The 14,883-nt window shown below is 63.0% G+C and carries 11 protein-coding genes and 1 tRNA gene; 5 read left to right on the plus strand and 7 right to left on the minus strand.

Annotated features, from left to right (window positions below):
• Nucleotides 1-2: 2 nt before the first annotated feature.
• Entirely contained in the window at nucleotides 3-1,208 is a 1,206-nt protein-coding gene (locus tag EV688_RS12950) for an efflux RND transporter periplasmic adaptor subunit (RefSeq protein WP_117318768.1), read from the plus strand.
• 80 nt (nucleotides 1,209-1,288) lie between these two features.
• On the opposite strand, the gene EV688_RS12955 is transcribed toward EV688_RS12950, so the two are convergent.
• The 3 genes from EV688_RS12955 to EV688_RS12965 form a co-directional block, all read right to left on the minus strand.
• A complete protein-coding gene (locus EV688_RS12955; RefSeq protein ID WP_117318770.1) occupies nucleotides 1,289-2,077 on the minus strand; it encodes a cytochrome b/b6 domain-containing protein in 789 nt (262 codons plus the stop codon).
• On the minus strand, nucleotides 2,074-2,295 hold the full coding sequence (locus EV688_RS17455; RefSeq protein WP_162883939.1) for an EF-hand domain-containing protein: 222 nt from the start codon (nucleotides 2,293-2,295) through the stop codon (nucleotides 2,074-2,076). The genes EV688_RS12955 and EV688_RS17455 overlap by 4 nt, the downstream gene beginning before the upstream one ends.
• A gap of 364 nt (nucleotides 2,296-2,659) precedes the next feature.
• Entirely contained in the window at nucleotides 2,660-5,821 is a 3,162-nt protein-coding gene (locus EV688_RS12965) for an AsmA-like C-terminal region-containing protein (protein WP_162883940.1), read from the minus strand.
• Between the two features lie 308 nt (nucleotides 5,822-6,129).
• Between EV688_RS12965 and EV688_RS12970 the strand changes: the two genes are divergently transcribed.
• Both EV688_RS12970 and EV688_RS12975 read left to right on the plus strand, forming a co-directional pair.
• On the plus strand, nucleotides 6,130-6,516 hold the full coding sequence (locus EV688_RS12970) for a DUF2237 family protein (protein ID WP_117318776.1): 387 nt from the start codon (nucleotides 6,130-6,132) through the stop codon (nucleotides 6,514-6,516).
• A gap of 24 nt (nucleotides 6,517-6,540) precedes the next feature.
• On the plus strand, nucleotides 6,541-7,308 hold the full coding sequence (locus EV688_RS12975; protein ID WP_117318778.1) for an exodeoxyribonuclease III: 768 nt from the start codon (nucleotides 6,541-6,543) through the stop codon (nucleotides 7,306-7,308).
• An 81-nt stretch (nucleotides 7,309-7,389) separates the two neighbouring features.
• On the opposite strand, the gene EV688_RS12980 is transcribed toward EV688_RS12975, so the two are convergent.
• Nucleotides 7,390-7,476, minus strand: a tRNA-Leu gene (locus tag EV688_RS12980).
• A gap of 148 nt (nucleotides 7,477-7,624) precedes the next feature.
• Here EV688_RS12980 and rnr point away from each other — a divergent pair.
• Both rnr and rlmB read left to right on the plus strand, forming a co-directional pair.
• Nucleotides 7,625-10,318, plus strand: a complete 2,694-nt coding sequence (gene rnr / locus EV688_RS12985) for a ribonuclease R (protein WP_117318780.1) — start codon at nucleotides 7,625-7,627, stop codon at nucleotides 10,316-10,318.
• A 5-nt stretch (nucleotides 10,319-10,323) separates the two neighbouring features.
• Nucleotides 10,324-11,100 (plus strand): 23S rRNA (guanosine(2251)-2'-O)-methyltransferase RlmB, encoded by a 777-nt coding sequence (rlmB, locus tag EV688_RS12990; RefSeq protein ID WP_117318782.1) that lies wholly within the window; start codon nucleotides 10,324-10,326, stop codon nucleotides 11,098-11,100.
• A gap of 4 nt (nucleotides 11,101-11,104) precedes the next feature.
• Here the strand turns inward: rlmB and EV688_RS12995 are convergent, their stop codons facing one another.
• The 3 genes from EV688_RS12995 to EV688_RS13005 form a co-directional block, all read right to left on the minus strand.
• A complete protein-coding gene (locus EV688_RS12995; RefSeq protein ID WP_240624392.1) occupies nucleotides 11,105-11,818 on the minus strand; it encodes an SIMPL domain-containing protein in 714 nt (237 codons plus the stop codon).
• A gap of 8 nt (nucleotides 11,819-11,826) precedes the next feature.
• A complete protein-coding gene (locus EV688_RS13000) occupies nucleotides 11,827-13,191 on the minus strand; it encodes a GntP family permease (protein ID WP_117318787.1) in 1,365 nt (454 codons plus the stop codon).
• A 70-nt stretch (nucleotides 13,192-13,261) separates the two neighbouring features.
• On the minus strand, nucleotides 13,262-14,806 hold the full coding sequence (locus tag EV688_RS13005) for an acetolactate synthase large subunit (protein ID WP_117318789.1): 1,545 nt from the start codon (nucleotides 14,804-14,806) through the stop codon (nucleotides 13,262-13,264).
• Nucleotides 14,807-14,883: the final 77 nt, after the last annotated feature.

The following is a 14,883-nucleotide window of genomic DNA, read 5'->3' on the forward strand; positions in this document are numbered from 1 at the left end:
TGATGGCGACGCGACGTCCGGCAGGCAAGTGGCTGTTCTGGTCCGTGCTTGGGCTGCTGTCGGGGGCTATTGCTTTCCTCGCTCTGCGACCGGAGCCCGTCTGGGTGGACGTCGCGACGCTCGTGCGCGGGCCCCTGGAGGTGACAATCGCAGAGGAAGGCAGGACCCAGGTGAAAGACCGCTATGTCCTGTCTTCGCCGGTGACCGGCTATCTGCACCGTGTAGAGCTTGATGTCGGTGACCGCGTGGTCCCCGGCAATGTGTTGAGCCTGGTCGATCCGATGCCGGCCAGCGTGCTGGATGCACGTAGCCGGGCCGAAGCCCAGGCGCGCGTCGAGGCCGCCCGTGCGGCGCTGAGCTCGGTGCAGCAAAAAGTCGAGGTGGCAAGGGCGGACGCCGAGCTTGCGCAAAGTGAAGTGCAGCGGCTGCTGTCGCTGGAGGGCGAAAATTTTGTGTCCGTGGAGCGATTGCAACAGGCGCGGACCGCCGCCATTCGCGCGGATGCCGTGCTGGGCTCGGTGCGCTTTGACGAGGACGTCGCGGCATACGAGCTGGCGGCGGCCAGAACACGACTCGAGGTATCCGCCGCGCAGTCCGACGGTGAGCAGGCGCGGGAGCACGTGACAATTCGCTCCCCGGTAGCAGGAGCTGTGCTCGACATCATGCGCGAGAGCGAGGGTGTGATTCAGGCGGGCGAGGCGATTCTCGAAGTGGGGGATCCCGGCGCGCTGGAAGTCTTGGTGGACGTGCTCAGCTTTGACGCGGTCAGGCTGCGCCCGGGGATGTCGGTGCGCCTGACCGGCTGGGGCGGCGCGCCGCTGGATGCGGCGGTCCGGCGCGTGGAGCCCGTGGGATTTATCGACATCTCTGCCCTGGGCGTCGAGGAGCAGCGCGTGAGGGTGCTCGCAGACATGATCAGCCCCCGCCAGGAGTGGCAGACCCTGGGACACGGCTATCGGGTGGATGCCGAGTTCATTCTCTGGCAGTCAGCGGATGCTCTGCAGGTGCCGGCCTCTGCGGTATTCCGGCATGAAGACGGGTCTGCGGTGTTCCGCGTCACCGGCGATCGGGTGGTTCGCGTGGCGATTGACATCGGGCAGACAAACGGTTTCATGACTGAAGTCCTTGCGGGACTGGAGGTTGGGGATAGAGTGGTCCGGCATCCAGGGCGGGACCTGGAGGCTGGGGATCGGGTGCGTTTGAGGTGAGGGCGTCCTCGAGGCCGTGAACCTGGCGGAGAGGCCCCTTGTTTTTTTGTGACAGTCTGTGGGCATTCTCCAGAAACGGATTACGCATGTTTTTCCGCAGCTACCGCAGACTCTGGCGCATCGGCCGGCCTGCCGCTGAGTGCTTTGCGCCCGCTGATCATGGCCGAGGTCAGGCTGCCGCCCTCTCGTGTTTCCGTGATGACCACGCCCGCGATATGGATCACAGTCCCGGCTGCCAGCAGGTAGAAGCCGTAGAGGTGAACCACAAAGAACGGTTTGCGCAGTGATCGCATCTCTGCGTACGCAGCCTCGTCATACATCTCGGGTGAGTAGGGGACCAGGGTAGCGGGGTCGACACCGGGCGCTGCGATCCATTCGGCGATCCAGGCGCCGAAGGGCGGAAAATAGATGTCAGTGCCCGCCAGCAGGAGCCCTGTGGAGGCCTGAACGATCATGATCAGCAACAAACCGGAGATGGCGATACGCCCCAGCGGATTGTGACCGATGTAAGGCTCGGGGCTGCCTTCCGCAATGGACGCGAGATAGCGTCTCAGGCGCCGGAAGTAATCTCTGCCGACCGGCAGCATCTGCCGCCAGCGGGCGTGATGGTTGCCAAAGAAACCCCAGGCTATGCGGATAACAATATTCAGAGCGAATACGTAACCCGTCCAGACGTGTAGGGTTTTCAGGAGAATCTTGCCGCTGCTGGAGACGTCCAGCGCGCTCGCGTTGAGAAGGATCAGACCGAGCGCGGCAAGCAGGAGCACACAAATGGCATTGATCCAGTGAAACCCGCGCGTGGGCGCATCCCATACACGATAGGACGCGAGGCCGGTCCCGTCGGGCAACTGTGGCCCGGCATTGTTCATCGACGTCGCTGCTGGTGTTCCGCAAATTCCTCGGGACTGATTTCACCATCACCGTTTTGGTCAAGATCCTCGAAAGAGGGTGCCTTATCCTGGTTTCGCAAGGCATAACCCTGCCTGGCGCGATCGCCGACCCGCCTGGCGTGGGCCTCGCTGAACTCCTCTTTGCCGATCATGCCGTCGCCATTCTGGTCATAGTCGGAAAATGCTGGCCTGTTCATTCCCTGCCCCTGCCCCTGCCCCTGCGTCTGCGCGCGGGGTGACTTTGCTTCTGGTTGTGCGCTCACCACGGCAGCGCTGCACACGACAACGCTGAGCAAACCAACACAGCCAACCTGCCTCAACCTGTTCATAGTGGATCTCCCGATGGTATTGATAAACGACGCCGTAGGCGGCAAGAGAAACGCCGCCTGTCAGTCGCCGGAGGCTGGTGAACATCGTCATTGCCCTCACCGCACAGCATAGACCTTGCTGGAAACATGCGCCTGTTTTCTCATCAAGTCCACAGGATTCGCGCGTCGGCAGTTGTGCACTGCGACACCCGCTCCATGCCATTGAGTGCCTGGCACCAGGCCTGTCTCAAACTCAATCCGGTTTCCGCCCCAGCGTGACGCTGTAATCGTCCGGCGTTCCCGTGATGCGCAGGTTGAGGAAGCGTACGTCGCTGGTGTCGCCCACCGCCTCGATCTCGTCGATCCGTGCCGGGTTGATCTCGGCCCTGCGACCGCCGCCGAACAGCTTGCGCCAGGCGACCTGGCCCACCAGTCGCAGCGGCACACGGACGAAATAGGCCATGGAGGCATCCAGGCCCTGCTGCCCGGACACCTCCATGAAACCGACGGAGGAGTTGATCAGCATGCTTGGGATGGTGAGGGCGCCATCCTTGAGGTCGAGGCTGTTCTCGATCCTGTCAAAGCGCAGCAGGCCGAGGTTACGGTCGCCGAAAAAGTCAGACATGGCCATGAGAGGCGCGAAATTCACCAGGCTGCCATCGTCGATCGTCAGCTCCATGTGGGCTTCACTCTCTTCGAGTCTCGGCGTGAGATCGGGATGCATTCTGAAAGTGCTCTCGATACGGCCCGTAATCCTGCCGTGAACGTTGTCATTGACCAGTGCATCCTGGCCGAAGTTGTCGAACTTGATCATGAGTTTGTCGATGTCGAGGTCGCGGGCGTCAATATCACTGTGGTAGTAGATGTTGTCGGGATCCGAGCCATTGAAATAGCCTGTCATGGACAGGCTGCCACCCGCCACGCCAAGGTCCAGGCTGTCTACGTACAGGTAGTGGTCTTCCTGCACGCGCAAGGCCAGACTGACGTCCTCCAGACAATAGTTGTGATAATTCATCCGGCCGATGTCGGCATTCACCCGAAGGTTGGGGAAGGGCACCTCGAACACGTTGAACGCCTGCGCATGATCCACGGGTTCATCGCTGTCCTCGAAACCGGTGAGTGTATCCAGATTCAGCGCCTCGGATTTCAGCTCAAGAAAATTCTCCCGCGTCTGCGGGTGTTCGGGATCCTCGAAAAAATACGACAGGTTCACGTGGAAATCGCTCTCGCCCAGAGCGCCGGAAAAATCCTCCAGCAGCAGGTGACCCTGTTCGTAGTGGGCGCGACCGGCAAAATTCTCCAGCTTCAGCGGATGCAGTTCGGTTTGCGACGTGAGCTCATCCAGGTAAAGGTCTACCGACTGCAGGCCGCGGTCGTAGTGCAGTGCCATGCGGCCATGCAGTGCCGTATCCCGAAACACCTCGTCACGGTAGGACTCTGGCAGGTAATTCTCGCCCCGGTAGGTCAGCAGATCCTTTAGCGAGAAGTGCCTGGAGGTCAGGTCGAACTCGACCAGGCTGTCGCCAACGGGGTCTTCCTGGAACCATTTTGGGTAATTGTCCAGACTGCCGGAGAAGTGAAAGTCGGTGTCGTCGATTTCGCCGCTGAAATCGGTGACGGCGATTTCCCGCTCGCTTATGCCGATGTCGGCGTGGAAGTCGTGCAGGGTGTGAGGGTAGTGGCGGAAGGTGGCGTACAGGTCATCAATGAAAAACGTGCCTCTGGGAAGATGCTGGAAGTTGAAAAGCTCCTGCGCCCGGCTCTCCAGCGCCAGCGTCACCGAGGCGTTCTCCACCACTTCGTCAAAGCGCGTCGCAAGATCTGCATTGACGGCCAGAAGGTCAGGCAGGTCGATCCTGTCGGCGCGGGCGGTCAGTTCGATGCGGACGGGACTGTCGTAGCGATGGAACATAGCGGGGAAATCGCTCAATGAGCCATTGAGGCTGAGATCGCTGTCGCCAATGCGCAGGCTCAGCGAGTCCAGCGTAATGACGCCATCGCGCATGACCGCATAGCCGTTCATCGCCGATACCGTCTGCGCCAGCTCCGGCAGGGTAAACTGCAGATCGCGAATCGTGAGTTCGGAGTCAACGCCGGACTTGAGCAGCGCGAGTGATTCACCCGGGAAGTTCAGATCGACGATCTCGTCAAAATTCATGTCGAGCAGGACCTTGCCGCGCACATGCTCCAGCTCGCTGAGCTGCAGAAACCTGCCGAGAAACTCAAGATCCAGGTCGGCGTGGACATCCAGCTTCACAACGGGGTCCACGAAGTTTCTGATGGCAAGACGCCCCTCGAAGACTCCCTCTTCCGGCTTCGCGTATAGGTTGCTGATCTGCAGAATTGAGCTGCGCAGCGTTCCGTCCTCGCCGGTGGAGAAACTCCCGGTGAAGCCCAGCTGCTCAACCCGCGCCCGGGTCTGCCTGTTCACGAACCAGACGTCCTCGCTGCCGAACTGCACCTCCACCGCAGGGAGATGGCCATTGCCAGCCTTGCCGACAACCGTTCCCTCAAAGAAAATCGTGCCGGCATTCTGGTAGCGGTCCAGACCTTCACCAACGTCTGGCGGCAGGAATGCGGCGAGCAGGCTGAAGTCGGATTTGTCCCCGCGCAGGCGAAGATCCATATCAAGATCGTTGGCGATATTAACGCCACCATCCACCCGGAAGTCGGCGTTGTTGAGGGAGACGGTGCTTGGCAATACCTGGAGCATTCCGCTCAACTCGTCGTAGTCGCCCTCAATATCCAGATGCACATCCAGGCCGGTGAAGTAGGCCGGCACTCCCGCCGCTGAAATGTCCAGCGTCAGGTCAGACAGCAAGTCGACATACAGGTGTTGTTGGCGGTAACTGATCCTTGCCAGCAGTTCGTCGAGGGACACGGCAATCGCCTGGCCGTCGATCTCGCTGCTGAAGGCGATGTCGACCTGCCGGATACTCAGGTCATTGATGCTCAGGTCCAGTGGTGCCTGCTCTTCTGGGGCATCCCCCGCGGCAGAGGGGGTGATACCCTTGGCCTCCAGCAGATTGAGACTGCCGTCCGCTCGCTGAACAACGTCGAGGTGGCCGTTCTCCACTTTCAGGGTCCTGATAGCGTAGTTGTTGCTCAGAATGTCCCTGATATCGAATCCGAGATAGAGGTCGCCAAAGGTATAGAGGGGGCGCTGGGCGGTGTCCCTTGACGCGTAGAAATTGACCTCGCGCAGGTCGATGGAGAAATAGGGCAGACCCTTAAGCGGCGCAAGGCGGATGTCGTCCACGGTCATGACGCCCTCGATGCGATCATTTACCTGGCCGACAATGCGCTGCATCAGCGCGTCCTGCTGAGCGTAGAGTATGCCGAGCCCCGCGATGACGATGATTACAGGAATCATCACAATAGTGGTGAGCGTCAACAGTATTTTCCTGCGGGTCATGCCTTGTTTGCCTCGTTCTGCACGTCGGAAAACTGTACACGGTGCGGACCCGGCAGATGCCATGCATCACGGCCAGCCCGCGCCTGAAATCCCCCTGTCTTTGTCACCTTTTGGCGAATTTGGTTCGGTGTTGTGCGCGCTCCAAAAGCGAGGTCGGTTCACAAAGCCCGTGCACACTCTCTATACTTGGCACGCGCTGAAGCGCGCTAACCGTTCGAAAACTATCGAGTGAGTCGCTGCCATCGGGTGATAGTCCACATGCCGCGCGATGACGGCAACTTCTCACGCTAATCGGAGGATGATGTCCGATGTCGACCCTGGAATCACCCACTGCCCGCAATGTTCTTGGCGGCGTGCTGGCCGACTGCTCGCATGATCCGGTGACGGGCTTTTTCCGCGATGGCTGCTGCAACACCGGCCCAGCCGATGTCGGGAGGCACCTCGTGTGCGCCCGGGTCACCGCGGAGTTCCTCACGTTCTCGGCCGGTCGAGGTAACGATCTTGCCACGCCCAGGCCGGAATCCGGATTCCCGGGGCTGGTGCCCGGCGATCAGTGGTGTCTGTGCGCGGCGCGCTGGCAGGAATCCCTGGAAGCCGGTTGCGCGCCACCGGTGCGGCTGGACGCGACGCACGAAGGCGCGCTCGGCGTGCTCAAACTCGAGGATCTGACGCGGCATGCGCTCGATCGCCACTGAACGTCCCGCGGGAGCAGACAGGTAATGAGAATAGCCTCCTGGAACGTCAATGGCCTGCGAGCCATCATGAAAAAGGACTTCACCGATTCCCTGCATACCCTGCGGGCCGACATTCTCTGCCTGCAGGAAACCAAGGCGCAGAACGAGCAGGTACACGCCGCTCTTGAGGGCGTCGAGGGTTACCATGTCTACAGCAATGCGGCAGTGCGAAAGGGCTATGCCGGCGTAGCGATCCTCAGCCGCGAGGAGCCGCTGGACGTCAATTCGGGAATTGGCATGGAAGACCACGATCAGGAGGGGCGGGTTCTTACGGCCGAGTTTCCGGACTTCTACCTGCTGACGGTGTACACGCCGAACTCAGGGAGCGAGCTGGCGCGACTCCCTTATCGGGAGGCGTGGGATCGTGAGTTTCTTGCCTTTGCTGAAAAACTGAAGCGGAAAAAACCGCTGCTGATGTGCGGTGATTTCAACGTGGCTCACCGGGAGATTGATATCGCCAGGCCCAAACCCAACTACAACAAGAGCGCGGGCTATACCCAGAAAGAGATCGACGGCATGGACAGGATTCTGGCCGCCGGTTTCGTGGACACGTTCCGCCATCTGCATCCGGATACGATAAAATATTCCTGGTGGAGCTACCGCGCGGGGGCGCGGGGCAAGAACATCGGCTGGCGCATCGACTACTTCCTGGCCAGTGAGGACATTGCGGAAGGTCGCCTGCTGGGCGCTGAAATCCACGATGAATTGCTGGGTTCGGACCACTGCCCCGTGGCGGTTGAGCTAAGGCGCTGACGGGCTACCATTGTTAACGGCGTTTAGTGAAAACCGGTGCATCCCCCGTTAAGTGGGTAGAGCCGTAGAGTCGCGTTTGGATGGTGCCCAGGAGAGGACTTGAACCTCCACGGCCTTTCGGCCACTAGCACCTGAAGCTAGCGTGTCTACCAATTTCACCACCTGGGCATCGGGTGAGGGCGGCAAAGTTAATGCTGCAGCCGGCCCTTGTCAACCGGCACCGTGTGTTTTTTTACGGCGAGGCCGCTGTTGCTTTTGCGACGTCAATCTGAACGGGCCCTCTGTGCTACACTATCGGCTTTTTGAGGGACCCCCTATGTCGCGTCGAGGCAAGAAAGCCGACCCGCACGCCGCCCGCGAGGCGGCGAACTACGATAACCCCATCCCGTCACGGGAGTTCATTCTCGAGCAGCTGCGTGAGGCTGACCGGCCCGTCGATACCCAGCAAATTGCCGATCTCCTCGGTCTGACAGAACAGCAGGACGTGGACGCCCTGCGCAACCGGCTGCGCGCCATGCAGCGCGATGGCCAGCTGCTGGTGGACCGTCGCGGTGCCTATGGCGTTGTGGACAAGATGAACCTGCTGCGCTGCCGCGTACAGGGCCATCGCGATGGCTACGGCTTTGCCGTGCCGCAGGCGGGTGGCGAGGACGTCTACCTGAGTGCCCGTCAGATGGGCCAGGTGTTTGACGGCGATACCGTGCTGGTCGCGGTATCCGGAATTGACCGACGCGGTCGCCAGGAAGGCAAGGTGGTCGAGGTTCTGGAGCGCGGCGTGCAGAAAGTTGTGGGCCGCTACCAGGAAGAAAGCGGCATCGGCTTTGTCATTCCCGACAACGCCCGGATCACCCAGCAGGTGCTGATCCCGCCGGCGGCAAAAGGCAAGGCGATTTCCGGGCAGATTGTCACCGCGCTGATCACGGATTACCCGAAGGGCCGCCTCGGTGCCAAGGGCGAAATCATCGAGGTGCTCGGCGACCATATGGATCCCGGGCTGGAAATCGACGTTGCCATCCGCGCCCACGGCATCCCCTTCGAGTGGCCGGAGCCGGTGCTCGAGGAAGCGTCTTACCTGAAAGACGAGCCGGAAGAAAAGGACAAGAAGAACCGCATCGACATGCGCGATGTGCCCTTCGTTACCATTGATGGTGAAGATGCCCGGGACTTCGACGATGCCGTCTACTGCAAGAAGAAGCGTTTTGGTGGCTGGCGCCTGTGGGTGGCGATTGCCGATGTCTCACACTACGTGCGGCCCGGCTCGGCGCTGGATGCCGAAGCCCAGACCCGCGGCAACTCGGTGTATTTCCCGGAGCGCGTGGTGCCGATGTTCCCCGAGGTCCTGTCGAACGGACTGTGCTCGCTGAAGCCCGGCGTTGACCGCCTGTCACAGGTGGTTGAGATCGATCTCACCAACGACGGCGTTATCAAGCGCTTCTGCTTTTTCGAGGCGGTCATTCACTCCCATGCGCGGCTTACCTATACGCAGGTGGGCGAGGCACTGGAACAGGGCCAGGCCGACGGCGTCCCGGTAGAGCGCGTTCCCGACCTGCAGCGTCTACAGGCACTTTACCGGGTGCTGCGGACCGCGCGGGAGCAGCGCGGTGCGATCGACTTCGAGACCGTGGAAACCCGGATCATCTTCAACGAGCAGCGCAAGATCGATGCGATTGTCCCGGTGCACCGCAACGATGCGCACAAGCTGATCGAAGAGTGCATGCTCTGCGCCAACGTGGCGACCGCCCAGTTCTTTGAAAAGCACAAGCTGCCGACCCTGTTTCGTGTGCACGAGGGTCCCGGCGAGGAGCGCCTGGAAAATCTGCGCACGTTCCTCGGCGAACTGGGTCTGGGTCTGCGCGGCGGCAACAACCCCTCGCCCAAGGATTACCAGGCGCTGATGGAGCAGGTGGCGGATCGCGATGATGCCAATGTCATCCAGACCATGATGCTGCGCTCCCTGCGTCAGGCGGTGTACCAGCCCGAGAACAAGGGTCACTTTGGTCTCAACTACGATGGCTATGCCCACTTTACGTCGCCGATCCGGCGTTATCCCGACCTGCTGATCCACCGCGGTATCCGCGCCATTATCCGGTCCAAAACGCGCAGCAAGCTGGTGCGCCGGGCCGACGGCGCCGAACTGCTGCCGATGGAGCGCAGCTACCCCTACGACGAAAAAACCGTGACAGCACTCGGGGAGCACTTCTCCGTGACCGAGCGCCGGGCGGATGACGCCACGCGCGATGTGCAGTCCTGGCTCAAGTGCGAGTACCTGCAGGACCATGTCGGCGCCGAGTTCGGCGGTGTTGTGGCTGCGGTCACCAGCTTCGGTCTGTTTGTCGAGCTGGAGGATCTCTATATCGAAGGCCTCGTGCATATTACCGCACTGCCAGGTGACTACTACCGTTTTGATCCGGCGCATCAACGCCTGGTAGGCGAGCGCAGCGGCCGTACCTTCCAGCTTGGCGACAAGGTGAGTGTGCAGGTTGCCCGTGTAGATCTGGATGACAAGAAAATTGACCTTGAACTGGTCGATGCGCCGGCGCGACGCAAGGCGCGCGCTGAAGGCGGTGGCGGCAAGCGCAAGGCTCCCGCCAAGAGCGATTCTGCGGCCAGCGATGGCAAGAAAGGCGGCGGCCGCAAGAAGCCGAGTGACAGCAAAAAAAGCAGCAGCACCAGAAATAGCGACGCGGGCAAGAAGGACGACGCGGGCAAGAAAAGCGATGCGGGTAAAAAGGGCGATGCGGGCAAAGACGAGGGCAAAAAAGGCGGCGGGCGATCACGGGCCCGAAAGAAGCCCGCAGCGGCCAGTCCTGCTGCAGACGCTTCCTCAGCGCCCCCCACCCGGGCGGGTCCCGATGTCGAGGTCCTGACCAAGCCCAGGCCCAAGTCGAAAGCCAGTGAGCCGAAGACTGACACGGCAACAGCGCCGGATCAGGACGCAGACGGTGCTGCGCCGAAGAAGAAGGCGCGTCGCCGTGGCGGCAGACGCCGCCGCCCCGCCTCCTCCAGCTGACGGCCATGTCCCGGGTCACCTATGGCATCCACGCGGTGGATGGACTGCTGCGACAGCGTCCCGGCGGCATTGCCCGTCTGTGCGTGCTCAAGGGCCGTGAGGACCGGCGTGTACAGGCGCTGCTGACACTGGCCGCCAATCAGGGCGTGAGGGTCGAGCGTCTGGACAAACGCGCGCTGGACGCCATGGCACCCGGCCGACACCAGGGGGTTGCCGCGGAATTGTCTGCCGAGGTGGACAGGGCCCCTTCCACTGCGCAGGCGTGGCAGGAGCCGGACCTGCTGCAGGTCCTCGACACCGCAGAATCGCCCTGCCTGTTGCTGGTTCTCGACGGTGTTACCGATCCGCATAACCTCGGCGCCTGTCTGCGCAGCGCCGAGGCCGCCGGAGCGATGGCGGTGGTGGTGCCTAAAGACAAATCTGTCGGCATGACCCCCACAGTGCAGAAAGTGGCTTGCGGCGCTGCAGAAGTGCTGCCGCTGGTGCAGGTCACCAACCTCGCGCGCACCCTGAAAGCCCTGCGCGAGCGCGGTGTCTGGGTCTACGGTGCCGCCGGCGAGGCTGCGGAAAGTCTGTACGATCAGGACCTTCGCGCTCCGGTCGCGCTGGTGCTGGGCAGCGAGGGTAAGGGCCTGCGTCGCCTCACCCGTGAGGGTTGCGATGCGCTGGTGCAGCTGCCGATGGCGGGAAGTGTCAGCAGCCTCAACGTCTCGGTGGCTGCCGGCGTATGCCTGTTCGAGGCCGTACGGCAACGACGTCCGACGGGTACAGCAGGGGCCTGAAGCCTCAGCGCAATTCGTACTCGAAGGTGCTTACTACACGCAGCCGCTTGCTGCGCGATGTGCCGTCATCCCAGCCCTGGCTGGTGCTGCCATGAATCTGGATCACACCCTGATTGGCATTGCGCAGCGGCCCGAGGCGTGCCCCGGCATCGGCGGCAAAGGCCTCCGCCTGCGCCCGGGCGTTGCGGGTTGCCTCAGCCAGGAGCGGCCCCTTGGCCTCGTTGAAGGCGCGCAGCTCATAGCGCGGGCCGTTGCCAGTGTCCAGCACAACGCCCTGGCTGGTCAGCGGATCCGTTGCCAGGGCCGCGGATTCCACGGTGTCGATGCGCGTTGTACTGACCAGCACGAGGCCAGTCCCGGTGTAGCGAAATGGCTGATTGGCGTTGGCGTACTCCGCGGAGAAGGCGTCGCGCACCAGCAGGGGGCGCACCTCGATTTCTTCTGTCGTAAAACCGGCGTCGCCAAGGAAACTCAGCACCTTCTCGCGGTCCGCGGCCAGCGCCTTCTGCACCTCCATGAAGTTGCTGGCCGCGCGGCGAAAGGTCAGTGACCAGGTGGCATAGTCGCTCTGCACGTCCTGCTCGGCAAGCCCCTTGATGACCACGGAGCGATCCGCCATGCGCAGGCGCTCGAGCCCCTGAGACACGAACCAGCCGGCGCTGGCGATGCCGACCGCGATCAGCAGGGCGGCAATACGGAAATGGATGGTCGGGTTCACGGCAGTCCTCATGACAGGCCTAGCGCTGCCAGCGCCATGACTACCAGTGTAGCAAACACCGGGATAACCACGGTGATAATGCCGACATCCCGGTAGGCCTCGCGATGGGAGAGCTGGGTGATGGTCAGCATGGCGACCACGGCGCCACAGTGCGGCAGGGAGTCGAATCCGCCGCTGGCCATGGTGGCCAGGCGATGCAGAACGCCGGACTCAATGCCCATCTCAAGATAGGCGGGCGCCAGGCTCTGCATGAAGATCTGCAGACCGCCGGATGCCGAGCCGGTAAGTGCCGATACCAGGCTGACGCTGCCGAACAGGGATACCAGCGGCGGCAGCGAGGATTCCAGCGCGAGCGCGGTGAAATCAGCGAAGCCCTGGGTCTGGGTGACCACGCCGCCGAAGCCGATAACCGCGGCGGTGTTGATGAGGGGCAGGATGGCGTCCTGCGTACCCGCTCCCGCAAGGCGCAGGCCGTGCCGACGCACGGAGGCAAACAGCAGTACGCTGACCAGGCTACCGGTGAACAGGGCGAAGCTGGGCCACAGGACTGGCTGGGTCGCGGCAAAGCGCAGCAGCGCCCCGAGCGCGCCGTCTCCGGTCGGTTCGCCGAGAAGCCGCGGCGTCACAATAATGCTGAGCACGACTGCGATGGGCAGTATGGCCAGCGGCCAGGGCGGCAGTGGGCTCGCATCTTCGGGTCCGCTGATGGCCGCATCCCGCGGGCCGGGAACAAAGCCCTCGCCCTGCTGTTGCGCCTTTACACGCTGTGTCTCCAGGTACCACATGCCCAGCGCAAACATGATGACGCCGCCGATCAGCCCCAGCCAGCCGCCGGCGAACAGGTCCGTACCCAGAGCGGAGGCGGAGATGACGTTCTGGATCGACGGCGTACCGGGCAGAGCGGTGAGCGTGAAAGTGCCGGCCCCGAGCGCAATGGCTCCGCAGAACAGGCGCTTGGGAATGTCGGCCTCACGGAGCAGGCGCAGACCCAAGGGATACATGGCAAAGATCACCACAAACACCACGACGCCACCATAGGTGAGCAGCCCGCAGGCGAGCACGGTGATCCACAGCGCGCGGTGGGCACCGAGCCTGCTCACCAGCGCCATGGCAACGCTGGCGGCGGCGTGACTTTCACCCATCAGGCGACCGAAAACGGCACCCGCGGCGAACAGCAGGAAGAAGCGACCGGCGAAGGTGAAGGCGCCCAGGGGGCCGAGGGAGAAATACTCGCCGAGGCCCTGCGCAACCGGAAGGCCGTTGGTGACGATCACGATGACGGAGCACAGCAGCGCGGCAAACACGATGTCGATGCCGCGCAGTGCCATCCAGATCAGTAGCGCGACACTGCCGAGTAATCCCAGGTAGTCCATGCCGGTTCTCTCTTTATTGTTGGCGTTGCGAGCTTTATGGCTGGCGTTGCCAGGCCGCACTCTGCGACGTTCAGACCATGGCCTCGATCAGGCAGGGTCCCGCTGTGGCCATGGCATCGCGGAATTGCTGCGCGAATTCGCTGCCGGTGCGGGCGCGGCTCGCCCGCATGCCGAGGCCCGCAGCGATGGCGCAGAAGTCCATGTCCGGGCGCGACAGGTCCAGGAGCGAGCGGGTCTTGTCGTTGTCAGCGCCCGCGCCCACGCGGTCGAGTTCAATGGCCAGAATGGCGTAACTGCGGTTGTTCAGAAGCACTACCGTCACGTCCGTTTGCTCGCGCACCATGCTCCACAGCGCCTGCACGGTATACATCGCGCTGCCGTCCGCCTGCAGGGCGATCACTTTCTGTGCTGGCCGGGCGATGGCGGCGCCCAGCGCTACGGGCAGTCCCTGGCCGATGGCGCCGCCGGTGAGTGTGAGCCAGTCGTGGGGTGCCGCCCCCTCGGTCAGCAGATAGACCGCCAGGCCGCCGGTCACGCCCTCGTCGACAATGATGGCGTTCTCCGGCAGCAGCGCGGCGATGGCGTTGCCGATGGCTTCGGCGTTGAGTGGCACGTCGCCGGGAAGGTCCGGGACGTGTGCATCGCGCACCGCCGGCTCGCTGTTCGCCTCAAGGCCCTGGGCGACGGATGCCAGCGCTGCGGCAATATCCTCATTCGCGCTGGCCAGTGTGATGATTTCGCAGCCCTGCGGGGTGAGCCAGCTCTCCTTGCCCGGGTAGGCGAAGAAGCTGACCGGCGCGGCACAGCCCACCAGTATCAGCTGTTCGAGCCCACCCAGCGACGCGGTGGCCTGCTCGGCGAAGTAGGGCAGGCGCTCCACCGCTACCCTTCCGGCGCCGCGCTGCAGTCTGGCCGGGAAGGTCTGGCAGATAAGCCGTGCGCCGGTCACGGCGGCAATGCGCCCGAGTGTATTCAGGCAATCTTCACGCAGGGCGCGGCCTCCCAGGAAAAACGCGCGGGGCCGGTCGCCCTGCAGCTGTTGTACGAGGCGATTCAGATGATCCGCGTCGACAGCGGGCGTCACCGCCGCCAGGGCTGCCGTCGCGGGTGCGCTGCTTTGCTCCCAGGCACAGTCCGCGGGGGCGATGAGCGTCGCGATAGCGCCGTTGCCGGCGCGGGAAGCGCATACCGCCTCTGCACCCAGCGCGGGCATTTCATCGGCAGACGCCGCCACCTGAGACCAGCTGGATGTCCAGGCTGCCAGTCCCGGCAGGTCCGAGGTCAGCGGGGCGTCATACTGCAGGTGGTAGGTGGCGTGGTCGCCAACCACGTTGACCACGGCGGACCCGGCGCGGCGGGCGTTGTGCAGATTCGCGAGGCCATTGGACAGGCCAGAGCCGAGGTGCAGCAGGGTGAGGGCGGGGCGATCCGCCATGCGGGCGTAGCCATCCGCTGCCCCCGTAACCACGCCCTCGAACAGGCACAGCACGGCGCGTACCCCCGGCGTTTCGCCAATGGCCGAGACCAGCTGCATTTCGGAGGTTCCCGGGTTGGCAAAGCAGGTGTCGATCTCGCTGTCGGCGAGGGTCTTCAGCAGGGCCTGTGCGCCATTCATGCGAGGGTTCTCCATTTGTGGGATGTTATGGTTTCGGGCAGCGCTGAGTATCGGCCCGGGCGCCGTCGGGTTCAAGT

It is taken from the genome of Chromatocurvus halotolerans, assembly GCF_004340525.1.
In the GTDB taxonomy this organism is placed as follows: Bacteria; Pseudomonadota; Gammaproteobacteria; order Pseudomonadales; family Halieaceae; genus Chromatocurvus; species Chromatocurvus halotolerans.